Here is a 22,429-nt window from a genome sequence, read left to right as displayed (position 1 = left end):
AGGGGGTTCTCCTTGCTGTGGGTACTGAGGTGAAGCGGTGTGGTGTCGCGCCGGCAGGCCACCGGGGCGCACCGGGCGGGAGAGGTGTGCGGGGGCGGCCCTGACCCCGCACAGGGCCGGCTCAGTGGTGCACGGCGGCTCGCTGCTCGACGGGGGCGCTGCCCGCGACGACGGCGCTGCTGGCGGCTCCGTCGCGGCGCTCCAGTGCTGCCGAGAGGAACGCGAGCAGCAGCGCGGACGCGGCGAGGGCGGCGCCGACCCAGTTGGGCGACGTGTAGCCGAAGCCGCCGGCGATGACGATCCCGCCGAGCCAGGCAGCGAGGGCGTTGCCGAGATTGAAGGCGCCGATGTTCACGGCCGAGGCCAGCGTCGGGGCGCCGTGCGCCTGGTCGAGGACGCGCTTCTGGAGCGGGGGAACGGTGGCGAAGCCCAGGGCACCGATCAGCGCGATGGTGGCGGCCGCGAGGACCTTACTGTGCGCCGTGAGCGTGAAGAGCGCGAGCACGACGGCGAGGGCGCCCAGAGAGACGTAGAGCATGGGCATCAGGGCGCGGTCGGCGTACTTGCCGCCGATCAGGTTGCCGCCGACCATGCCGAGTCCGAAGAGGACCAGCAGCCAGGTGACGGAGCCGTCGGCGAAACCGGCGACGTGGGTCATCATCGGCGCGATGTAGGTGATGGCCGCGAAGACCCCGCCGAAGCCGAGGACCGTCATCGCCATGGCGAGCAGGACCTGGGCGTTCTTGAAGGCGGCGAGCTCATGGCGAAGGCGTACGCCCTCTGCCTTGGGCATGTCGGGGACGAGCTTGGCGATGCCGATCAGGCCGACGACGCCGAGGGCGGCGACGATGCCGAAGGTGACGCGCCAGCCGGCGGCCTGTCCGACGAACGTGCCCAGCGGAACACCGACCACGTTGGCGACGGTGAGACCGGTGAACATCATCGCGATGGCTCCGGCCTTCTTGTCCGGGGCTACCAGGTCGGCCGCGACGACCGAACCGATGCCGAAGAAGGCACCGTGAGCGAGCGAGGCGACCACGCGGCCGATGAGCATCACCGCGAAGGTGGGGGCGAAGGCGGACAGCAGGTTGCCGGCGATGAAGAGCACCATCAGCAGCATCAGCATCCGCTTGCGGGAGACCTTGGTGCCGAGCACGGTCATCAGCGGGGCGCCGAGGACCACGCCGAGCGCGTATCCGGTGACCAGCAGCCCGGCGGTGGGGATGGAGACGCCGAAGTCACCCGCGACCTCGGGCAGCAAGCCCATGATCACGAACTCGGTCGTTCCGATTCCGAAGGCCCCGATCGCGAGGGCCAGAAGCGCGAGAGGCATGGAGGGGTAACACCTTCCCGGAAGATTGCAGGAGCGCTTTACGTTCGAAGACAATACTTGCAGGCGCGGCATACTTGCAAGCGCAGGCTATTGCGATCCTGCTCTACCCTGCCTTCAGCCGCTCCGGGACGGAGGAACCGACATGACAGCGACAGACCCCGCGCTCACCGCCCTCGCCCAGGGCTGGTGCGCCCTCTCCCTGCTGCACGGCAGGATCGAGACACACATCGAGCGCGCCCTACAGACCGGCCACGACCTCAGCGTGCGCGAGTACTCCCTGCTCGACGTCCTCAGCCGCCAGCACAACGGCGAAGGCGGCCACCTCCAGATGAAGCAGGTCGCCGACGCCGTTGTCCTCAGCCAGAGCGCCACCACCCGCCTCGTCACCCGCCTCGAAGACCGCGGGCTGCTCTCCCGCTACCTCTGCCCCACCGACCGCCGCGGCATCTACACCGACGTCACCCAAGCCGGCCTCGCACTCCTCGACGAGGCCCGCCCCACCAACGACAAGGCGCTTCGCGAGGCCCTGGACGAGGCCGCGAAGCTCCCCGAACTCGTTCCACTGGTCCGGGTCGTCGAGTCGCTGCCCGCGCCCGCATAGGGTGCGGGCATGGGAGATCTTGAGATACGCCCCGCTGCCACCGACGACATCCCCGCGATCGTCGGCATGCTCGCGGACGATCCGCTCGGCGCCCGGCGCGAGTCGCTCGACGACCTGACGCCCTACCTCGCCGCGTTCGAGCGGCTCACCGGCGACCCGAACCAGCACCTGGTCGTCGCCGTCCGCGAGGGCCGTGTCATCGGCACGCTCCAGCTCACGGTCATTCCCGGACTGTCCCGGCGCGGAGCGACCAGGTCGATCATCGAAGCCGTACGCATCCATGCCGACGAGCGCGGGAGCGGCCTGGGCACGCGGCTCATCGAGTGGGCCATCGATGAATCCCGGCGTCAGAACTGCCAGTTGGTGCAGCTGACCTCCGACAAGAGCCGTACGGACGCCCACCGCTTCTACGAGCGGCTCGGTTTCGCGGCCTCGCACGCGGGCTTCAAGCTCGAGCTGTGAAACGGCGAGGCGCCTGTTTCACGTGAAACAGGCGCTTTGGTCCCCCGCCACGCAGCACGAGCACCCACGGCACGGGAGGCACTCCGGCCGACGGTCAGAGCCGGTCGGTCCCCCGCCACCCCTCGGCATCCACTCCACCCGGCACGGCAGCCCCCTCGTCGTACGGCTGGCGCGTGAACACGAACGACCCGAGGTCCAGGTGGTCCACGGTCCCGTCAGGGCGTCGTACGGCCTTCAGGAGCTCTCCGGCGTAATAGCCCTCCAGTCCCGTCCATGTGCCGTCACCGTTGGGCCGGAACCGCGAGCCGCGGCCCTTGCCGGACAGCGGCTCCAGGGAGACCAGCCCGTCGGCCGCCAGCCGCAGTGCGAAGGCATGCGTGCCCCAGTACCACTGCCCGGCCAGCTCCAGGACCGCCGGATCGACGTGCTGCATCGGCCGCCACGGCTCGGGGATGCGCGGCTCGGCCTCGGCGACGATCCGCACGAGGTCGGCGGCGACCGTGAACAGCAGCGGTCCGGAGGTGCAGTTGGCCAGGACGACAGCGGCGAGATCGTCCTCCACGCTGACGGTGAGGCAGGCGAGGAAGCCCGGCAGCGAACCCGTGTGCCCGATCAGCGCCCTGCCGCCCTGGTGCCGGAGCTCCAGGCCCAGGCAGTACGCATAGCCGCTCGCCACGTCCGCGGCCTCCATCGGAGCGGCCGGCGTCCTCATCTCGCGCAGCGACTCGGCGCTGAGCACCCGGTCGTCGCCCTGGATCAGGAAGGCCGCGAACCGCGCCAAGTCAGCGGTGGTTGACCAGAGTTGACCGGCGGGAGCCATACGGCCGAGGTCCTCGACCGGCTCGGGGAGCATCACGTCGGCCCAGGGATGCACGGCCCAGCCCCCGGCGTGCGGTGCCTGCGGCTGCGCACTCGTGCGGGTCAGCCCGAGAGGTTCGAGCACTTCCTGCCGGAGTACGTCCTCCCACGGGGCTCCGCGCAGCTTCTCCACCAGTGCGCCCAGCAGCGTGTAGCCGGGGTTGGAGTAGTGGAACCGGCGGCCGGACGGATGCAGGAAGGGCTGCTCGCCGAGGACGTCGGACAGCTCGGGTCGCAGGGATCCCGAGGTCCGCTCCCACCAGGGCCCCGGCGACTCGGCCGCCAGCCCGCTCGCGTGCGCGAGCAGTTCGGCGATGGTGGCCTCCCCCGCACCCGTGCCCGGCAGATGCTTCTCCAGCGGGTCCCCGAGGGCGAGCAGACCCTCGTCGCGCAGGCGCAGGACGAGAACGGCGGTGAAGGTCTTGGTGATCGAGCCGACGCGGTACTGCACATGCTCGTCCGGCCCGTGCCCGTCCACCGACGTACGCGAGCCGTGCCACACCGCCCGTCCGCCCCGCACGACCGCGGCCACCATCGAGGGCGCACGCCCCTCGGCCTGGGCCATGGCGATGCGGTGCAGCAGGGCATGGCGGGTTGCGGGTAGCAGCTCGTCCTGAGAAGTCGTCATGCCCACAGTCCACCCCGCCGTCCGCTCGGGAGTCGAGCGCATTCCGGCGGAGGCGTGGATCAGGTCTGCGCCATGTCCACGAACCGCGAGTAGTGACCCTGGAAGGCGACCGTGATCGTCGCCGTCGGACCGTTACGGTGCTTGCCCACGATGATGTCGGCCTCGCCGGCGCGCGGCGACTCCTTCTCGTAGGCGTCCTCGCGGTGCAGCAGGATCACCATGTCGGCGTCCTGCTCGATGGAGCCGGACTCACGCAGGTCGGACACCATCGGCTTCTTGTCCGTGCGCTGCTCGGGACCACGGTTCAGCTGCGACAGCGCGATCACCGGGACCTCGAGCTCCTTCGCCAGGAGCTTGAGGTTACGGGACATGTCCGAGACCTCCTGCTGACGGCTCTCGGAGCGCTTGGAGCCACCGGCCTGCATCAGCTGGAGGTAGTCGATGATCACGAGCTTGATGTCGTTGCGCTGCTTCAGTCGACGGCACTTGGCGCGGATCTCCATCATCGACAGGTTCGGGGAGTCGTCGATGTAGAGCGGTGCCGCCGAGACCTCGGGCATCCGTCGCGCCAGCCGGGTCCAGTCCTCGTCCGTCATGGTTCCGGAACGCATGTGGTGCAGGGCCACCCGCGCCTCGGCCGACAGCAGACGCATCGCGATCTCGTTGCGCCCCATTTCCAGGGAGAAGATGACGCTCGCCAGGTTGTGCTTGATCGACGCCGCACGCGCGAAGTCCAGGGCGAGCGTGGACTTACCCATGGCGGGACGGGCCGCGATGACGATCATCTGGCCCGGGTGCAGTCCGTTGGTGAGCGAGTCGAGATCCGTGAACCCGGTGGGCACACCGGTCATCTCGCCGGAGCGCGAACCGATGGCCTCGATCTCGTCGAGCGCACCCTCCATGATGTCGCCGAGCGGGAGGTAGTCCTCGCTGGTGCGCTGTTCGGTGACCGCGTAGACCTCGGCCTGGGCGCGGTTGACGATCTCGTCGACGTCGTCGTCGGCCGCGTATCCCATCTGCGTGATGCGGGTGCCGGCCTCGACCAGGCGGCGCAGCACGGCCCGCTCGTGGACGATCTCCGCGTAGTACTCGGCGTTCGCCGCCGTCGGCACGGTCTGGACGAGGGTGTGCAGATAGGAGGCGCCGCCGACCTTGTTGATCTCACCGCGCTTGGTGAGCTCGGCAGCGATGGTGATGGGGTCGGCCGGCTCGCCCTTGGCGTAGACGTCGAGGATCGCCTGGAAGATCGTCTCGTGCGCCGGCTTGTAGAAGTCGTGGCCCTTGATGACCTCGACCACATCGGCGATGGCGTCCTTGGACAGGAGCATGCCGCCGAGGACGGACTGCTCGGCGTCGAGGTCCTGGGGCGGGACCCGCTCGAAGGTCGAACCGCCACCGTCCCATTCGCCGTTGTCCCGGCCGCGATCATGCTGCTCGTCGCGTCCGCGGCCACCTTCGCCGCGCCGGCGGGAGGCGGGCAGACGATCACTGGGACCGCTGTCGGCCCACGGGTCGTCCAAGGGCTCGGAAATGCTCACCGAGCCACCTCCTCCCGTCCGCCGAGCGGACCTCGCCGTGCCTCTCTGTTCTACGGCACGCCACTGACAAATAAGAGGCCCAACTCCGGTTCAGGCACGTCGGTTTTGTGACGCTTTCACGGCCGACGGACGGAGCGGGCGCCGGACCACGGTAGGCCCGCGGGCACCGTCAGCCAATCTGGTTATCCACAGGCCATGTGGACGACGGCCCGGATGCTGTGGAGAACTCCTCAAAACCTGTGCACGACCCGGTGGACAGCCCTGTGAACAAGCTCGGAATGATTCTCGGCAACCGCTTCTGACCTGCTGTTTTGCCATCCACCGGCTGTGCAGAAGAAAAACTTCCCCAGTCGGACCAAGATCGCTTCGAACGGTGCGCGAAAGGACACGACGCGAGACGGCAAGTAAGGGTCACTACTCAATTGCATCTCTTACCTGTGGACGATTAGATTGGTGGCCATGACACAGGCCCCCGCGAGACCCAAGGCTGCCCGGCGACAGCACGATCGAGAGATCGTCGCACTGGCCGTCCCGGCCTTCGGCGCACTCGTCGCCGAGCCACTCTTCGTCATGGCCGACAGCGCGATCGTCGGCCATCTCGGCACCGCCCAGCTCGCCGGCCTCGGGGTCGCCTCGGCCCTCCTCATGACGGCCGTCAGTGTCTTCGTCTTCCTCGCCTACGCCACCACAGCGGCCGTCGCCCGACGCGTCGGCTCCGGCGATCTTCAGGCCGCGATACGCCAGGGCATGGACGGTATCTGGCTGGCCATCCTCCTGGGTGTCGCCGTCATCGCGGTCGTCCTGCCCACAGCACCGTTTCTCGTGGAACTCTTCGGCGCCTCGGACACCGCGGCTCCGTACGCCACCACCTATCTGCGGATCTCGGCACTCGGCATACCGGCCATGCTCGTCGTCCTCGCCGCCACCGGCGTCCTGCGCGGCCTTCAGGACACCAGGACCCCGCTGTACGTCGCCGTGGCTGGCTTCGTCGCCAACGCCGTCCTCAACGTGGGCCTCGTCTACGGCGCCGACCTCGGCATCGCAGGTTCCGCCTGGGGCACGGTCATCGCCCAGTTCGGCATGGCCGCGATCTACCTCGTGGTCGTCGTCCGCGGAGCCCACAAGCACGGTGCCTCCCTGCGCCCCGACGCTGCCGGGATCAGGTCCTCCGCACAGGCCGGAGTACCTCTGCTGGTCCGCACGCTCTCGCTGAGGGCGATCCTCATGATCGCGACGGCCGTGGCGGCCCGGCTGGGGGACGCCGACATCGCGGCACACCAGATCATCCTCTCGCTGTGGAGCCTGCTCGCTTTCGCGCTGGACGCCATCGCCATCGCCGGCCAGGCCATCATCGGCAGGTACCTCGGCGCCGGAGACGCCGAGGGCGCCCGAGCCGCCTGTCGCCGCATGGTGGAGTGGGGCATCGCAGCAGGCGTCGTCCTGGGCCTTCTCGTGGTGATCTCCCGGCCGCTCTTCCTGCCGTTGTTCACCAGCGACTCGGTCGTCAAGGATGCCGCCCTGCCCGCGCTTCTCGTGGTGGCGCTCTCCCAGCCGATCTGCGGCGTCGTGTTCGTCCTGGACGGCGTCCTGATGGGAGCGGGGGACGGTCCGTACCTCGCCTGGGCCATGGTGCTCACGCTGGCCGTGTTCACTCCGGTCGCACTGCTCGTACCTGTGCTGGGCGGCGGCCTCACGGCGATCTGGGCGGCCATGACGCTGATGATGGCGGTCCGCATGCTGACGCTCTGGCTGCGTGCCCGCTCGGGGCGCTGGATCGTCACGGGCGCGACGCGCTGAGACGCAGGATCATCACGGGGCGCGGCGCTGACTGTTTCACGTGAAACACGCTGTTTCACGTGAAACGGACGCGGCCCATGAAGGCCTGCCGCCCCTTCCGGGAACTCCGGCCCCCTCCCGTACAGCGCAGGGGCCGTCCTCTGCACGATGAAGGGGCCGTACCTCAACAGGTACGGCCCCTTCATTCAGCTGTTCAAGCCGAGCGCAGCGATCAGGCCGCGATGACCTCGATGTTGACCTTGGCGGCAACCTCGGGGTGCAGACGCACGGACGTCTCGTGGGCGCCCAGGGTCTTGATCGGGGAGCCCAGCTCGATGCGGCGCTTGTCGACCTCGGGGCCACCGGCAGCCTTGATCGCCGAAGCGATGTCGGCCGGCGTGACGGAACCGAAGAGACGACCGGCGTCACCGGAGCGGACAGCCAGACGAACCTTGACGGCCTCGAGCTGGCCCTTGATCTGGTTGGCCTGCTCGATGGTCTGGATCTCGTGGATCTTGCGAGCGCGACGGATCTGCTCGACGTCCTTCTCGCCACCCTTGGTCCAGCGGATAGCGAACTTCCGCGGGATCAGGTAGTTGCGAGCGTAACCGTCCTTGACGTCGACGACGTCGCCCGCGGCACCGAGGCCGGAGACCTCGTGGGTGAGGATGATCTTCATTGTTCGGTCACCCTTCCCTTATCGCGCGGTGGAGGTGTAGGGCAGCAGCGCCATCTCACGGCTGTTCTTGACGGCCGTGGCGACGTCACGCTGGTGCTGCGTGCAGTTGCCGGTCACGCGGCGGGCACGGATCTTGCCGCGGTCGGAAATGAACTTCCGCAGCATGTTCGTGTCCTTGTAGTCCACGTATGTGACCTTGTCCTTGCAGAAAGCGCAGACCTTCTTCTTCGGCTTGCGCACAGGCGGCTTCGCCATGATGTTTCTCCTGTGTGATCAAGAAGTTTGGGTACGGCCCACCCCAGACCCGAGGGTCTAGAAGGGGGGCTCGTCCGAGTAGCCGCCGCCCTGCTGGCCGCCGCCGGAGTTTCCACCCCAGCCGCCGCCACCGCCGCCGCCCTGGTTGCCACCGGCGGGAGCGCCGGTCGCCCACGGGTCGTCGGCAGGAGCACCGCCGCCGCCCTGCTGGCCACCGCCGGAGTTTCCACCCCAGCCGCCGCCACCCTGGCCGCCACCGCCGCCGTAACCACCCTGGCCACCACGGGCGCCACCGGAGGTCTTGGTGACCTTCGCCGTGGCGTTCCGCAGGCTGGCGCCGACTTCCTCGACGTCCAGCTCGTAGACCGTGCGCTTGACGCCCTCACGGTCCTCGTAGGACCGCTGCTTCAGCCGGCCCTGCACGATGACGCGCATGCCTCGCTGGAGCGACTCGGCCACGTTCTCCGCCGCCTGACGCCAGACCGAGCAGGTCAGGAACAGGCTCTCGCCGTCCTTCCACTCGTTCGTCTGACGGTCGAAGGTGCGGGGAGTGGACGCGACACGGAACTTCGCGACCGCCGCACCGGAGGGGGTGAAGCGCAGCTCGGGGTCGTCGACAAGATTGCCGACGACCGTGATGACGGTCTCGCCTGCCATGGGGAACCTCTCGGCGGGTTTGCTGCTCTGGCTGCTTGGTTGCTGCTACTCGAATCCCGAGATCAGCTGAGCGGGAGAGCTCAGTGGGTCTCGGGGCGGAGGACCTTGGTCCGGAGGACCGACTCGTTCAGGTTCATCTGGCGGTCGAGCTCCTTGACGATCGCAGGCTCGGCCTGCAGATCGATGACCGAGTAGATGCCCTCGGGCTTCTTCTTGATCTCGTACGAGAGACGACGACGGCCCCAGGTGTCGACCTTCTCGACCTTGCCGTTGCCCTCACGGACGACGGAGAGGAAGTTCTCGATCAGGGGGGCGACAGCGCGCTCCTCCAGATCGGGGTCGAGGATGACCATCACCTCGTAGTGACGCATGTGGAACCCACCTCCTTTGGACTCAGCGGCCACGGTCGTTCCGTGGCAGGAGGGTTGTGATGCGTACGCAACGGTATCGGCGGGCACTGGCAATCGGGGTGACCTCGCGGTTTCCCCGAGCTGGCCCGGGCAGACATCGGTGCAGACGGTACACACTACCCGCACACCTGCTTCCGGTTGAAATCCGGCCGCCGTCGGCCACAATCTGTACACATCGGGTGTGTATGGCGCTACGATGCGCCGTCTTCCGCAGGAGGTGCCCTATGGCACAGGCATTGCGACCCAACACCGTCGGAGGCCTCTTCGCCACTGACGGAAAGCCCCATCCCGTCCAGGACACCCTGCTCGTGGTGACCCTGGTGCTCGGTATCACCTCGTTCATCACGGCACAGTTCGACTTCCTGCACCTGCTCAGCTCCTGGACGGGTCTGGTGGGCATCCTCGCCGGCGCGTACGGCCAGTGGATCTCGGAGACGACCCGTGAGCGCTTCGGCCTGATCGTGGGTCTCGGCGCCTCCGGAGTCGGCTTCTTCCTCGGCATGGCGCACGGCGGGCTCTTCGGCGGCTGATGTCGGGGGCAATGCCCTTCCCGCACCGGCCGGGGGAATCGTCTCCCGAACACCGGTAGAACAGCGCATAGAACACTCTCGAACGCCTCGGCGGCGCGGAAGCCGGGGCGAAGCTGCCGTACGCCCAGTCGGGGCGCTCCAAAGGCGCAGTAGGCTTCGGCGCGAGAGCCGGAGCCCCTGAACCCATGGGGACACACCAGCCCGAGGAGCGCCCCGAATGAGCCTGACCCTGAGGACGATCAGTCGCGAGCAGCATCTGGCCTACATCCAGAGCCTGCCCGCGGCCAGCCACATGCAGGTCCCGGCCTGGGCTGACGTCAAGGCTGAGTGGCGTTCGGAGAGCCTCGGTTGGTTCGACAGGAGCGGCGAGCTGGTCGGCGCGGGTCTCGTCCTCTACCGCCAGCTGCCCAAGATCAAGCGCTACCTCGCCTATCTGCCCGAGGGCCCGGTCATCAACTGGTTCACGCCGAATCTGACCGAGTGGCTGGAACCGATGCTCGCGCACCTCAAGCAGCAGGGCGCCTTCTCCGTGAAGATGGGCCCGCCGGTGATCATCCGGCGCTGGGAGGCCACCTCCATCAAGGCGGGCATCCAGAACCCGGACGTGAAGCGGCTGCGTGACATCGAGGCCGACTTCATCGAGCCGCGCGCCTTCGAGGTCGCCGACAAGCTGCGTCGCATGGGCTGGCAGCAGGGCGAGGACGGCGGGGCCGGCTTCGGCGACGTGCAGCCCCGCTACGTCTACCAGGTGCCGCTGGCCAACCGGTCCCTGGAAGAGGTCCACAAGAACTTCAACCAGCTGTGGCGACGCAACATCAAGAAGGCCGAGAAGGCCGGCGTCGAGGTCGTCCAGGGCGGTTACCAGGACCTCGAGGAATGGCAGCGTCTGTACGAGATCACGGCCGTGCGCGACCACTTCCGGCCGCGTCCGCTGTCGTACTTCCAGCGCATGTGGACGGCCCTCAACACCGAGGACCCCAACCGCATGCGGCTGTACTTCGCCCGCCACAACGGTGTGAACCTGTCGGCGGCGACGATGCTGATCGTCGGCGGGCACGTCTGGTACTCCTACGGCGCCTCCGACAACATCGGCCGTGAGGTCCGGCCCTCGAACGCGATGCAGTGGCGGATGCTGCGCGACGCCTACGCGCTCGGCGCCACCGTCTACGACCTGCGCGGCATCTCCGACTCGCTGGACGAGACCGACCACCTCTTCGGCCTGATCCAGTTCAAGGTGGGCACGGGTGGCCAGGCCGCCGAGTACCTCGGCGAGTGGGACTTCCCGCTGAACAAGCTGCTCCACAAGGCGCTGGACATCTACATGTCGCGTCGCTGACCTTGCGTTCTCTGCTTCGATACCGTCAACAGCTGCACCGTCGATAGCTTCCATATCTCTGATACACCGCAGCCACCAGAAAGGTTCCAGGTCCGGCCATGGCGCTCACGCTCTACGTCGACACCGCGCGCTGGCGGGCGCACCACAAGCATGTGCAGGAGCAGTTCCCGGGCCTCGTCCCGGTCTGCAAGGGCAACGGCTACGGGTTCGGGCACGAGCGGCTGGCGGAGGAGGCCACACGGCTGGGCTCGGACATACTCGCCGTCGGCACGACGTACGAGGCCGCGCGCATCAAGGACTACTTCGGTGGTGACCTGCTGGTGCTGACGCCGTACCGGCGCGGCGAGGAGCCCGTCCCGCTGCCGGACCGGGTCATCCGCTCGGTGTCGTCGGTGGACGGTGTGTACGGCCTGGTGGGCGCCCGTGTCGTCATCGAGGTGATGTCCTCGATGAAGCGGCACGGTGTAAACGAGCACGACCTGCCGCAGCTGCACTCCGCCATAGAGAACGTCCGGCTGGAGGGCTTCGCCATCCACCTGCCGCTGGACCGCACCGACGGCTCCGACGCCGTCGAGGAGGTCATCGGCTGGATGGACCGGCTGCGCGCGGCCCGGCTGCCGCTCCACACGATGTTCGTCAGCCACCTCAAGGCCGAGGAACTCGCCCGCCTCCAGCAGCAGTTCCCGCAGACCCGCTTCCGCGCCCGCATCGGCACCCGGCTGTGGCTGGGGGACCACGACGCCACCGAGTACCGCGGCGCCGTCCTGGACGTCACGCGCGTCTCCAAGGGCGACCGCTTCGGCTACCGGCAGCAGAAGGCGGCCTCTGACGGCTTCCTGGTGGTCGTGGCGGGCGGTACGTCGCACGGGGTGGGTCTGGAGGCCCCGAAGGCCCTCCACGGCGTCATGCCGCGCGCCAAGGGCGTCGCACGGGCCGGCCTCGCCACGGTCAACCGGAACCTCGCTCCCTTCGTGTGGGGAGGCAAGCAGCGCTGGTTCGCCGAGCCGCCGCACATGCAGGTCTCGATCCTGTTCGTCCCGTCGGACGCCCCGGAGCCGAAGGTCGGCGACGAACTGGTCGCCCATCTGCGGCACACCACCACGCAGTTCGACCGCATCGTCGACCGCTGATCCGGCGTCGCTCGGCCGCTGAACCGCCGCCGGCCGCCAACGCCGCAACCACGAAAGGCCGTACACGGACTCCTCCGTGTACGGCCTTTTCGCTGCCGGTCCCGCTCCGCGCAGGGCCTTCGGCGTGGCTCTCACGAGCCATGTTCGCTCAGAGCGAACTGCCGGTGGCCCCGCGGTTGCCCCATTCCACTTGAGGCCCCTCGAAGTGCGCCGCATGCCGCGGAGGATGCGTCGCGGCGCCGAGCACGAACACGTCCTCGGACTTGTCGAGGACGCCGCCCGAGGGGTCGTCCTCACCGGTACGCCGCACCGGATCGCGCTCGGGCATGAGGATGTCCCGCACGATGACGGCGCACAGGTACAGCGTGCCGAGCAGATGTGCGCCGATGGCCCAGTGATAGCCGTCCGGCGGCAGGCCCTTGTGAGCGTCTCCGCTCGTCGTGTACGCGAGGTACAGCCAGATTCCGAGGAAGTAGGCGACCTCGCAGGCCTGCCAGATGAGGATGTCCCGCCACCTCGGCCGGGCCAGGACGGCCAGCGGCACCAGCCAGAGGACGTACTGCGGCGAGTAGACCTTGTTGGTGAGGATGAACGCGGCGACGATCAGGAAGGCCAGCTGGGCGAAGCGCGGGCGCCTGGGCGCGGTGAGCGTGAGCACGGCGACACCGGCGCAGCACAGCAGCATCAGCAGCGTGGCCAGCGTGTTGACGGACTCGGTGCTCAGCGGGTCGTCGGAGTTCTGGGCCAGGATCAGCCAGAAGGATCCGAAGTCGACGCCGCGCTCCTGGCTGAAGCGGTAGAACTGCGACCAGCCGTCCCAGGCGAGCAGCATCACCGGAAGGTTCACGACCAGCCAGGCGACCACGGTGCCGCCCAGCGCCTTGCCGAAGTCCCGCCACTTGCCGGCGCGCCAGCACAGGACGAACAACGGGCCCAGCAGGAAGACGGGATAGAGCTTCGCGGCCGTGGCCAGGCCCAGGAGGATCCCGAAGGCGAGGGAACGGCCTCGGGACCACATCAGCATCGCCGCGGCCGTCAGAGCGACGGCCAGCAGGTCCCAGTTAATGGTCGCGGTCAGCGCGAAGGCGGGCGCCAGGGCGACCATCAGGCCGTCCCAGGGGCGTCGGATGTGCGTACGACTCACGCAGACGGCGATGACGGCCGCGCACGCCATCAGCATCCCGGCGTTGACCATCCAGTACCACTGCTCCTGGTCCTGGATGCTGCCGCTGCCCGGGGTGAGCCAGGAGGCGACCTCCATGAAGACTCCGGTCAGCACCGGGTACTCGAGGTACTCCATGTCGCCGGGGAGCTTGTCGAAGTACGGCACGAGCCCGTCGGCGAAGCCGCGTCCCTGGTAAAGGTGCGGGATGTCCGAGTAGCAGGCGTGCGTGTACTGCGAGCTGGCGCCGAAGAACCAGGCGCCGTTGTAGCAGGGCGCCTTCTGGACCAGCCCGAGGGCGAACATGCCGATCGCGACGAGCGCGACGATCCGCACGGGGGTCCACCAGGACGTCCCGAGGAGGGCACGCGGTCCGATGGGGCCGCCGATCAGCTCGCTCCCGTTCGCGGCGACCTCGTCTTCCTTGGTCGGCTGCACCACCGGGTCGGGCTCGTGCACACTCGTGGGCGTCGTCTCTGCACTGGGCATGGGGCACATCCTGCCGTACCAGTCTGAGAACAGTGCGAGGGCTAAGGCGGTGGGGCGGTTGAGTGTTTCACGTGAAACCGACGTTTCACGTGAAACAGCCCGCCGATCTGCTGCCCGCGAGGCCCCGCACCAGCAACAAAGGCCGGTGGCCGGCACCCACCTCATGGGTACCGGCCACCGGCCTTCTTCCGTCAGATGAGCCCTCGGTCAGCCTGACGGTCCACCGAAGATGCCTCCGTTGCCGTTGGCATTACCTCCGGTGTTGTCCGTCTCTGTTTCCGTTGGCGTCGGTGACGAGGTCGTCCCTCCGTCCGAGCCACCGTTCTGTCCACCGTTGCTGTTGTCGCACTGCCAGTCGAACTCACCACAGGTGTCGGTGGGCGTAGGCGTCGGCGAGGTGTCCGTCTCCGAAGGCGTCGGGGTCGGCGTGGGGCTTTCCTCGACCGTCTCGGTGGGCGACGGCGCCACGGTGGGTGTGGGCGTCTCCTCGATGATCTCCCCGAGGGGCTCCGCCGGCGGGAACTCCTCGTAGTCGATGCCCTTCATGGCCTCGGCCATGTAGTCCTTCCAGACCTGCGCCGGAATGTCACCACCATGGATGGAGGTCACACCGCCGGTGCCGTTCATGGAGAGCAGCTTGCCCTTGCCCGGGTCCGTCCGGAACAGCGTGACCGCTGTGGACAGCTCCCTGGTGTAGCCGACGAACCACGCCGACTTGTTCTCGTCGGTCGTACCCGTCTTGCCGGCCACCGGGAACCCGATGTCCGCGACCTTCTTACCGGTGCCGTTCTTGACCACGTTCTGCAGGACGTCCGTCACGTTGTTCGCGACGTTCTCGTCCATGGCGGTCTGCTTCTCCGGCTTCTCGAAGCCTTCGAGCGGCTCGCCGTCCTTGAGGACCTTGGTGACCGAGTACGGCTCGTAGTGCTCGCCCGACGCGGCGAAGGAGCCGTACGCGTCGGCCATGCGGATGGCGCTGGGGGTCGAGGTACCGAGCGAGAAGGAGACGTTCCTGATGTTGCCCTTGTCGAAGAAGGCGGACGAGATACCCATCTTGTTCGCCATCTTCTGGGTGTTGGACAGGCCGACGTCGATACCCAGCTGAGCGAACGGGCTGTTGATCGACTGTTCCATGGCCTTCGTGAGGGTCACGTCACCCCAGGCCGTGGTGCCCTCGTTCTTCTGCCGGAACGGCTTGCCGTTGTTGCCCATGATCGGGTCGCCGTTCTGGTCCTTGATCACCAGAAGGTCGTTGCCGTTGTACTTCGTCAGCGGCGAGAGCGGCTCTCCGTCGGTCTCATAGGTCCCGTACTCCATCGCGGAAGCCAGCACGATGGGCTTCCAGGTCGAGCCGACCGGCACACCCAGAGTGTTGGCGTTGTTGGAGTAGTGCCCCTTGTCGTAGCCCTCGCCGCCGTACAGCGCGACGATCGCTCCGGACTTGGGATCGACCGACGCCCCGCCGAACTGGACGTACTTGTCCTTCTCCCGCTTCTTGGTGTTGAGGAAGCTCTTGCGCGTCTTCTCGACGGCCGCCGCCATCTGGTTGACCTTCTCCTTGTCGAAGGTCGTGTAGATCCGGTAGCCGCCCTTCTCCAGGTCCTCGGGAGAGAGACCTGCCTTCTTGGCGACGTACTCCTTGGCGATGTCGATCAGATAGCCGGACTGCCCGGACAGGTTCGAGTTCTGCTTCTTCAGCGTGGGGAACTCGCCGACCTTGGCCCGGTCCGCCGGCGTCAGGCGTCCGACCTCGACCATGCGGTCCAGGATCCACGACCAACGGTCCTTGGCCCGCTTGGTGTTCTGGTCCGCGGAAGCGTTCGCTCCCACACCCCCGTCGGGGTTGTAGAAGTTCGGACCCTTCAGGACGGAGGCCAGGAAGGCGCACTGCGTGGTGGTGAGCTTCGTGGCGTCCACGCCGAAGTAGGCCTGCGCCGCCGCCTGGATGCCGTAGGCGTTACGGCCGTAGTAGGCGGTGTTCAGGTAGCCGGCAAGGATCTCGTCCTTGGACAGCTTCTGGCCGACCTTGATGGAGATGAACAGTTCCTTGAACTTACGGGTGACCGTCTGCTCCTGGCTCAGGTAGGTGTTCTTGACGAACTGCTGGGTGATCGTCGAACCACCCTGCGTCTCGCCGCCCTTCGCCATGTTGAGGAGAGCACGCCCGATACCCGCCGGGTCGATGCCCTTGTCGTCGTAGAAGGACGCGTTCTCGGCGGAGACCACCGCGTCCTTCATCTCCCGCGGGATCTCGGCATCGCTCACGAGCTGGCGGTTCGTCTGACCGCCGGTCGCCGCCATCTGCTTGCCGTTGGACCAGTAGAAGACGTTGTTCTGCGCCAGGGCGGTGTCCTGGGCCTTCGGGATCCCGACCATGGCGTACCCGATGCCCGCGGCGGCGATCAGACCACCCATGAACGCGAGGAACGCTCCCGTGACCAGGCGCCACGACGGCGTCCAGCGCGCGAGGCCGTCCTTGCCGGCGCGGGGATAGTCGATGAACCGCTTGTTGGGCGGCGGTGCCGCCCGCCCTCTGCCCCGCCCGGGCCCGCTCGGCCCGCCCGGGGCGCCGCGGCGGCCGCCTCTGCCCGGTTCGGGCGCCTTGCGCCGGCCACCGGCGCTTCTCTGGGCCGCGCGTCGTGCTTCGGCGCGGCCGCCGTACTCACGTTCCTCGCTCGCCGAACCGGTGGAACCCGACCCGTACGAGTCGGAGGGAGATCCGGTGGCGCCTCGCGGTGCCGCTCGGCGGCCGGCGGACGAGCCGGCCTGGCCGCGTCGGGCCGCGGCACGTCCGCCTCCCTGCGGCTGCGGCGGTTTGCGACGGTGCTCGCTCATCGAACGACTACTCCTTGGACAGGCGCACCCCTGGGCGCCTGGCAACGGCGGCGGTTTTCCGGTCCCCCCGGAGTACGGATGTGGCCGGTTCCTCATTCACCCGTACTGCACCAAGGATGACGACGCCCTCAGGCGTCACTCGGTTCCCGGTGCTGTGCATGGCGCACAGACTACGCACCGTCAAAGTCCACCTAGCCCCGAACTTCACCCCAAATCAGGCAACTCGCTCCACATGAATCGTTGATGTGATCCCGTTCACCGTTCCCCCACTTGTCGCAGCCGGAAGGCCGTTCTATCGTCTTGATGTATCGAGTCGATACATCAGCGCGACATAAGACGAGGAGGCGAGGGGTGAGCCGACGTTCCGGGATCCTCGAGTTCGCCGTACTCGGACTGCTGCGCGAGTCCCCGATGCACGGCTATGAGCTGCGCAAACGACTCAATACGTCACTGGGCGTGTTCCGTGCCTTCAGCTACGGAACGCTCTATCCCTGCCTCAAGACGCTGGTCGCCAACGGCTGGTTGATCGAGGAACCGGGGAACACCACCGAAGACGCGCTCGCCGCACCCCTCGCGGGCCGTCGCGCCAAGATCGTCTATCGATTGACGGCGGAAGGTAAGGAGCACTTCGAGGAGCTGCTCTCCCAGACCGGACCCGACGCGTACGAGGACGAGCATTTCGCTGCCCGATTTGCCTTCTTCGGACGCACACCCCAGGACGTGCGCATGCGCGTGCTGGAGGGCCGTCGCAGTCGGCTGGAAGAGCGCCTGGAAAAGATGAGCGCCTCTCTGGCGCGCACCCGGGAACGCCTCGACGACTACACGCTCGAGCTCCAGCGCCACGGGATGGAGTCCGTGGAGCGCGAAGTGCGCTGGCTGAACGAGCTCATCGAGAGCGAGCGGGCCGGACGGGACCTGAGGGGTTCCGCCTCCGGGGGGCCCGACTCGCAGGACAACACCACTGGAGCGCCGGGCGGCCTGCCCCGGCCGGGGGACGACCTCCGGCCGGATACGCCCGGCGACACCGCCACGTGAGATCCACTCAGGAACTCACTCGTACACACAGGGAGCAACCGGAATGGGTTCGGTTCGCGTAGCCATCGTCGGCGTGGGCAACTGTGCCGCGTCGCTGGTTCAGGGAGTCGAGTACTACAAGGACGCCGACCCGGCGTCGAAGGTCCCCGGCCTGATGCACGTGCAGTTCGGCGACTACCACGTCAGCGACGTCGAGTTCGTCGCCGCGTTCGATGTCGACGCGAAGAAGGTCGGCCTCGACCTCGCGGACGCCATCGGCGCGAGCGAGAACAACACGATCAAGATCTGCGACGTGCCCCGTTCCGGCGTGACCGTCCAGCGCGGTCACACCCACGACGGTCTCGGCAAGTACTACCGCGAGACCATCGAGGAGTCCGCCGAGGCCCCGGTTGACGTCGTCCAGATCCTCAAGGACAAGCAGGTCGACGTCCTCGTCTGCTACCTGCCCGTCGGTTCCGAGGACGCGGCGAAGTTCTACGCCCAGTGCGCCATCGACGCCAAGGTCGCCTTCGTCAACGCCCTGCCGGTCTTCATCGCCGGTACGAAGGAGTGGGCCGACAAGTTCACCGAGGCCGGTGTCCCGATCGTCGGCGACGACATCAAGTCCCAGGTCGGCGCCACCATCACGCACCGCGTCATGGCGAAGCTGTTCGAGGACCGCGGTGTCGTCCTGGACCGCACGATGCAGCTGAACGTCGGCGGCAACATGGACTTCAAGAACATGCTCGAGCGGGACCGCCTCGAGTCCAAGAAGATCTCCAAGACGCAGGCCGTCACCTCGCAGATCCCCGACCGGGAGCTCGGCGAGAAGAACGTCCACATCGGCCCGTCCGACTACGTCGCCTGGCTCGACGACCGCAAGTGGGCCTACGTCCGCCTCGAGGGCCGTGCCTTCGGTGACGTCCCGCTGAACCTGGAGTACAAGCTCGAGGTCTGGGACTCCCCGAACTCCGCCGGCGTCATCATCGACGCGCTGCGCGCCGCGAAGATCGCCAAGGACCGCGGCATCGGCGGCCCGATCCTGTCGGCGTCCAGCTACTTCATGAAGTCCCCGCCGGTCCAGTACTTCGACGACGAGGCCCGCCAGAACGTCGAGAAGTTCATCAAGGGCGAGGTCGAGCGCTAAGCAGACGGAGCCGCACCAGAACGCTCCTGCCAGGGCTGTGGAGGGTCCCCGGGTTGTACCGCCCGGGGACCCTCCCGTATGTGAGGCTGTGCCTCATGTCCGTCGTACGCGATCTGCGGGTCCTGCTGCGCTTCCGCGACTTCCGGCGCCTGCTCGTCGTACGCCTGCTCTCACAGGGCGCCGACGGCGTCTACCAGACCGCACTCGCCACCTACGTCGTCTTCTCCCCGGAGAAACAGACCTCGGCCACCGCGATCGCCTCCGCCATGGCGGTGCTGCTCCTGCCGTACTCCCTGGTGGGCCCGTTCTCCGGCGTCCTGCTGGACCGCTGGCGCCGCCGCCAGGTCCTGCTGTACGGCAGCTTGCTGCGCACCCTGCTGGCCTCGGCGACCGCCGCCCTGATCGTCACCGAGGTCCCGGACTGGCTGTTCTACGTCTCCGCGCTGTGTGTCACCGCCGTCAATCGCTTCGTCCTGTCGGGTCTGTCCGCCGCGCTGCCACGCGTGGTCGACGAGGAGCGGCTCGTCATCGCCAACTCCCTTTCCCCTACCGCCGGAACGCTCGCCGCGGCCACGGGAGCCGGCCTGGCCTTCGTCGTACGGCTGGTGGTCTGGGACTCCGATGCCGCCGTGGTGCTGCTGGGAGCGGCCCTGTATCTGTGCGCCGGGCTGGCCGCGCTGCGTATGGCGCCGGAACTGCTCGGTCCCGATCGTGAGTTGGTGCAGCCACGTCTTGCGGCGGCTCTGTCCGGCACCACACGCGACCTGGCGGCAGCCGTACGCCACCTCGCCGCTCCGCCGCGCCGAGAAGCCGCCTGGGCGCTGTTCACGATGACGCTGATGCGCTTCTGCTACGGCGCTCTGCTCGTCATGGTGCTGATGCTGTGCCGGTACGCCTTCTCCACCACCGCCGATGACGGACTCGCCCTGCTGGGGCTGGCGTTGGCCGTCTCCGGCGCCGGCTTCTTCGCGGCGGCGGTGGTGACTCCCTGGGCCGCCGCGCGGCTCGGCCCCGGCCGCTGGATCGCCACGTGCGCAGGCGCCGCCGCCGTGCTGGTGTCCGCGCTGGGACTGCCCTTCGCCACAACTCCCATGCTGGTCGCGGCATTCGTGCTGGGCCTGACGACGCAGGGCGCGAAGATCTCGACGGACACGATCGTGCAGTCCTCGGTCGAGGACGGCTTCCGTGGCCGGACCTTTTCGGTCTACGACGTGCTGTTCAACGTCGCGTTCGTCGGAGCGGCCGGAGTTGCCGCGCTGATACTGCCTCCGGACGGCCGTTCGGCCCCGCTCATTGTCACAGTCTCCGTTATCTACGCGGCAGTTGCGGTGGCTATGGCCCGCTTTGAGTATCGGTCTGTGTCACATCAATGACACAGAGGCATTCCCAAGTACTGAGTTGTCAGTGGGGCCCGGTAACTTACGTCCGTCTTACATCGCGCCATTGTTCGCGATCACGCACCCATGTTCTAGGGGGACCCCCAAGTGACAACTCCGCCGCCGCAGGGCAATCCATTCGCGCAGGGCCAGAACCCGTACGCCCAGGGCCAGCCGCCCCAGGGCCAGGCCCCGTACCCGCAGCAGCCGGGCCAGCCGGGCTTCCCGCAGGGTGGGGCGCCTTACGCGCCGGTTCCCCCGGAGCAGCCGCGCCGCAAGGTCAGCTTCAAGACGATCAAGAACGTCCTCGTCGGCGTGGGTGTCGTGACTGCGATCGTCGTCGGCTACATAGCCAGCCTGGACGACGCGGACCAGGCGAAGGTCGGCGACTGCCTGAAGTCCGCCTCCTCGTCATCCTCGAGCGATGAGATGGAGGTCGTGGACTGCTCTTCCTCGGAGGCGGAGGCCAAGGTCCTCAAGAAGGTCGACGGCACCTACACCTCGTTCACCGCCGAGACGGAGTGCCGCAAGGTCAGCGGCGCCACGAGCTTCTACGCCCAGACCGGCGACGGCGACAACTTCGTGCTGTGCCTCTCGGACGTCTGATCTGAGCTCTCCACACACTGAGGGGCGATGTTTCACGTGAAACATCGCCCCTCGACGTATCCAGGCGGGCATGTTTCACGTGAAACATGCCGCGTCCCCGGAGCTCAGCCCTGTGCGGCCCACCACTCCTTCAGCGCCGCCACCGCAGCGTCATGCTCCATCGGCCCATGCTCCAGCCGAAGCTCCAGCATGTGCTTGTACGCGTTGCCGATCACCGGGCCCGGGCCGACGCCGAGGATCTCCATGATCTGGTTGCCGTCGAGGTCGGGGCGGATGGAGTCGAGCTCCTCCTGCTCCTGGAGTTGAGCGATGCGCTCCTCCAGGCCGTCGTAGGCGCGGGACAGCGCGGCTGCCTTGCGCTTGTTGCGGGTCGTGCAGTCCGAGCGCGTCAGCTTGTGCAGGCGGTCCAGGAGCGGGCCGGCGTCGCGGACGTAGCGGCGGACAGCGGAGTCCGTCCACTCACCCGTGCCGTAGCCGTGGAAGCGCAGGTGGAGTTCGACCAGACGTGAGACGTCCTTCACCAGCTCGTTGGAGTACTTGAGCGCCGTCATGCGCTTCTTCGTCATCTTCGCGCCGACCACCTCGTGGTGGTGGAACGAGACCCGGCCGTCCCCCTCGAAGCGACGCGTGCGCGGCTTGCCGATGTCGTGCAGCAGGGCAGCCAGCCGGAGAGTCAGGTCGGGACCGTTCTCCTCCAGCGCCATCGCCTGCTCCAGGACGATCAGCGTGTGCTCGTAGACGTCCTTGTGACGGTGGTGCTCGTCGCTCTCGAGCCGCAGCGCCGGCAGCTCGGGGAACACCCGCTCGGCGAGCCCGGTGTCGACCATCAGCGTCAGACCCTTGCGGGGGTGGGCGGAGAGGATCAGCTTGTTCAGCTCGTCCCGCACCCGCTCCGCCGAGACGATCTCGATCCGCTCGCTCATCTCCTTCATGGCCGTCACCACCTCGGGGGCCACCTCGAAGTCGAGCTGGGCCGCGAAGCGCGCCGCACGCATCATGCGCAGCGGGTCGTCGGAGAAGGACGCCTCCGGCGTACCCGGGGTCCGCAGGACGCGCGCCGCGAGGTCCTCCAGCCCGCCGTGCGGGTCGACGAACTCCTTCTCCGGCAGGGCGACCGCCATCGCGTTGACCGTGAAGTCACGCCGGACGAGGTCCTCCTCGATCGAGTCGCCGTACGACACCTCGGGCTTGCGCGACGTCCGGTCGTACGCCTCCGAGCGGTAGGTCGTCACCTCGATCTGGTAGCCGTCCTTCTGCGCACCGACCGTGCCGAAGGCGATCCCGACCTCCCACACCGCGTCCGCCCAGGGGCGCACGATCTTCAGCACGTCCTGGGGACGGGCGTCGGTCGTGAAGTCCAGATCGTTGCCGAGCCGACCGAGGAGCGCGTCCCGGACCGATCCGCCGACGAGGGCGAGTGAGAACCCCGCGTCCTTGAAACGGCGGGCGAGGTCGTCGGCGACAGGCGCGACCCGCAGCAGTTCACTCACCGCGCGATGCTGCACCTGACTCAGGACACTGGACTTGTCTTCGTTGGCGTTCGGCACAACAAAAGAGGGTACGTGGCCCCGGCACGCCCGAGCGCCTCCATTAAACGTGCACGAGGC

The 22,429-nt window shown here is 67.8% G+C and carries 20 protein-coding genes; 10 read left to right on the top strand and 10 right to left on the bottom strand.

The window, feature by feature from the left end; genetic code table 11:
* Positions 1 to 121: 121 nt before the first annotated feature.
* Entirely contained in the window at positions 122 to 1,333 is a 1,212-nt protein-coding gene (locus CP983_RS21730) for an MFS transporter (protein ID WP_150501250.1), read from the bottom strand.
* A 142-nt stretch (positions 1,334 to 1,475) separates the two neighbouring features.
* On the opposite strand from CP983_RS21730, the gene CP983_RS21725 reads away from it, so the two are divergent.
* Together CP983_RS21725 and CP983_RS21720 are read left to right on the top strand one after the other, a co-directional pair.
* Positions 1,476 to 1,934: a MarR family winged helix-turn-helix transcriptional regulator gene (locus CP983_RS21725; RefSeq protein ID WP_150501249.1), complete on the top strand. Its 459-nt coding sequence runs from the start codon at positions 1,476 to 1,478 to the stop codon at positions 1,932 to 1,934.
* A gap of 9 nt (positions 1,935 to 1,943) precedes the next feature.
* Complete coding sequence (locus CP983_RS21720; protein WP_125524317.1) at positions 1,944 to 2,396, top strand: GNAT family N-acetyltransferase; 453 nt, start codon at positions 1,944 to 1,946, stop codon at positions 2,394 to 2,396.
* 94 nt (positions 2,397 to 2,490) lie between these two features.
* Here the strand turns inward: CP983_RS21720 and CP983_RS21715 are convergent, their stop codons facing one another.
* Complete coding sequence (locus CP983_RS21715; protein WP_150501247.1) at positions 2,491 to 3,882, bottom strand: serine hydrolase domain-containing protein; 1,392 nt, start codon at positions 3,880 to 3,882, stop codon at positions 2,491 to 2,493.
* Between the two features lie 59 nt (positions 3,883 to 3,941).
* Positions 3,942 to 5,420 (bottom strand): replicative DNA helicase, encoded by a 1,479-nt coding sequence (gene dnaB, locus CP983_RS21710; RefSeq protein ID WP_107904989.1) that lies wholly within the window; start codon positions 5,418 to 5,420, stop codon positions 3,942 to 3,944.
* A 459-nt stretch (positions 5,421 to 5,879) separates the two neighbouring features.
* Here dnaB and CP983_RS21705 point away from each other — a divergent pair, with 459 nt between their 5' ends.
* On the top strand, positions 5,880 to 7,217 hold the full coding sequence (locus CP983_RS21705; RefSeq protein WP_150501245.1) for an MATE family efflux transporter: 1,338 nt from the start codon (positions 5,880 to 5,882) through the stop codon (positions 7,215 to 7,217).
* Positions 7,218 to 7,428: 211 nt separating this feature from the next.
* Here CP983_RS21705 and rplI read toward each other — a convergent pair whose 3' ends face one another.
* The 4 genes from rplI to rpsF form a co-directional block, all read right to left on the bottom strand.
* A complete protein-coding gene (gene rplI / locus CP983_RS21700; protein ID WP_030953359.1) occupies positions 7,429 to 7,875 on the bottom strand; it encodes a 50S ribosomal protein L9 in 447 nt (148 codons plus the stop codon).
* 18 nt (positions 7,876 to 7,893) lie between these two features.
* On the bottom strand, positions 7,894 to 8,130 hold the full coding sequence (gene rpsR / locus CP983_RS21695; protein WP_003949403.1) for a 30S ribosomal protein S18: 237 nt from the start codon (positions 8,128 to 8,130) through the stop codon (positions 7,894 to 7,896).
* Between the two features lie 57 nt (positions 8,131 to 8,187).
* Positions 8,188 to 8,787 (bottom strand): single-stranded DNA-binding protein, encoded by a 600-nt coding sequence (locus tag CP983_RS21690; RefSeq protein ID WP_107904988.1) that lies wholly within the window; start codon positions 8,785 to 8,787, stop codon positions 8,188 to 8,190.
* 80 nt (positions 8,788 to 8,867) lie between these two features.
* On the bottom strand, positions 8,868 to 9,158 hold the full coding sequence (rpsF, locus tag CP983_RS21685) for a 30S ribosomal protein S6 (RefSeq protein ID WP_010353482.1): 291 nt from the start codon (positions 9,156 to 9,158) through the stop codon (positions 8,868 to 8,870).
* A gap of 263 nt (positions 9,159 to 9,421) precedes the next feature.
* Between rpsF and CP983_RS21680 the strand changes: the two genes are divergently transcribed.
* From CP983_RS21680 to CP983_RS21670, 3 genes are all read left to right on the top strand, one after another.
* Positions 9,422 to 9,727: a hypothetical protein gene (locus CP983_RS21680; protein ID WP_150501243.1), complete on the top strand. Its 306-nt coding sequence runs from the start codon at positions 9,422 to 9,424 to the stop codon at positions 9,725 to 9,727.
* A 217-nt stretch (positions 9,728 to 9,944) separates the two neighbouring features.
* Positions 9,945 to 11,063 (top strand): peptidoglycan bridge formation glycyltransferase FemX, encoded by a 1,119-nt coding sequence (gene femX / locus CP983_RS21675; protein ID WP_030951926.1) that lies wholly within the window; start codon positions 9,945 to 9,947, stop codon positions 11,061 to 11,063.
* 98 nt (positions 11,064 to 11,161) lie between these two features.
* Positions 11,162 to 12,193 (top strand): alanine racemase, encoded by a 1,032-nt coding sequence (locus CP983_RS21670; RefSeq protein WP_107904986.1) that lies wholly within the window; start codon positions 11,162 to 11,164, stop codon positions 12,191 to 12,193.
* 148 nt (positions 12,194 to 12,341) lie between these two features.
* Here the strand turns inward: CP983_RS21670 and CP983_RS21665 are convergent, their stop codons facing one another.
* Both CP983_RS21665 and CP983_RS21660 read right to left on the bottom strand, forming a co-directional pair.
* A complete protein-coding gene (locus tag CP983_RS21665) occupies positions 12,342 to 13,844 on the bottom strand; it encodes a glycosyltransferase family 87 protein (protein ID WP_150501241.1) in 1,503 nt (500 codons plus the stop codon).
* A 207-nt stretch (positions 13,845 to 14,051) separates the two neighbouring features.
* Entirely contained in the window at positions 14,052 to 16,679 is a 2,628-nt protein-coding gene (locus CP983_RS21660) for a transglycosylase domain-containing protein (RefSeq protein WP_167537745.1), read from the bottom strand.
* A gap of 351 nt (positions 16,680 to 17,030) precedes the next feature.
* Between CP983_RS21660 and CP983_RS21655 the strand changes: the two genes are divergently transcribed.
* The 4 genes from CP983_RS21655 to CP983_RS21640 all read left to right on the top strand — a co-directional run bounded on the left by CP983_RS21655 (position 17,031) and on the right by CP983_RS21640 (position 20,822).
* A complete protein-coding gene (locus tag CP983_RS21655) occupies positions 17,031 to 17,714 on the top strand; it encodes a PadR family transcriptional regulator (RefSeq protein ID WP_107904984.1) in 684 nt (227 codons plus the stop codon).
* A gap of 43 nt (positions 17,715 to 17,757) precedes the next feature.
* A complete protein-coding gene (locus CP983_RS21650) occupies positions 17,758 to 18,840 on the top strand; it encodes an inositol-3-phosphate synthase (RefSeq protein ID WP_125524321.1) in 1,083 nt (360 codons plus the stop codon).
* A gap of 95 nt (positions 18,841 to 18,935) precedes the next feature.
* The gene (locus tag CP983_RS21645) at positions 18,936 to 20,213 is read left to right on the top strand and encodes an MFS transporter (protein WP_150501239.1); all 1,278 of its coding nucleotides are present in this window, start codon (positions 18,936 to 18,938) and stop codon (positions 20,211 to 20,213) included.
* 111 nt (positions 20,214 to 20,324) lie between these two features.
* On the top strand, positions 20,325 to 20,822 hold the full coding sequence (locus CP983_RS21640; protein WP_185843776.1) for an LppU/SCO3897 family protein: 498 nt from the start codon (positions 20,325 to 20,327) through the stop codon (positions 20,820 to 20,822).
* Positions 20,823 to 20,926: 104 nt separating this feature from the next.
* Here CP983_RS21640 and CP983_RS21635 read toward each other — a convergent pair whose 3' ends face one another.
* On the bottom strand, positions 20,927 to 22,369 hold the full coding sequence (locus tag CP983_RS21635) for a CCA tRNA nucleotidyltransferase (protein ID WP_125524323.1): 1,443 nt from the start codon (positions 22,367 to 22,369) through the stop codon (positions 20,927 to 20,929).
* Positions 22,370 to 22,429 lie beyond the last annotated feature (60 nt).

The sequence above is a fragment of the Streptomyces chartreusis genome (assembly GCF_008704715.1).
GTDB lineage: Bacteria > Actinomycetota > Actinomycetes > Streptomycetales > Streptomycetaceae > Streptomyces > Streptomyces chartreusis.
This window is presented reverse-complemented; position numbering and strand designations above follow the sequence as displayed.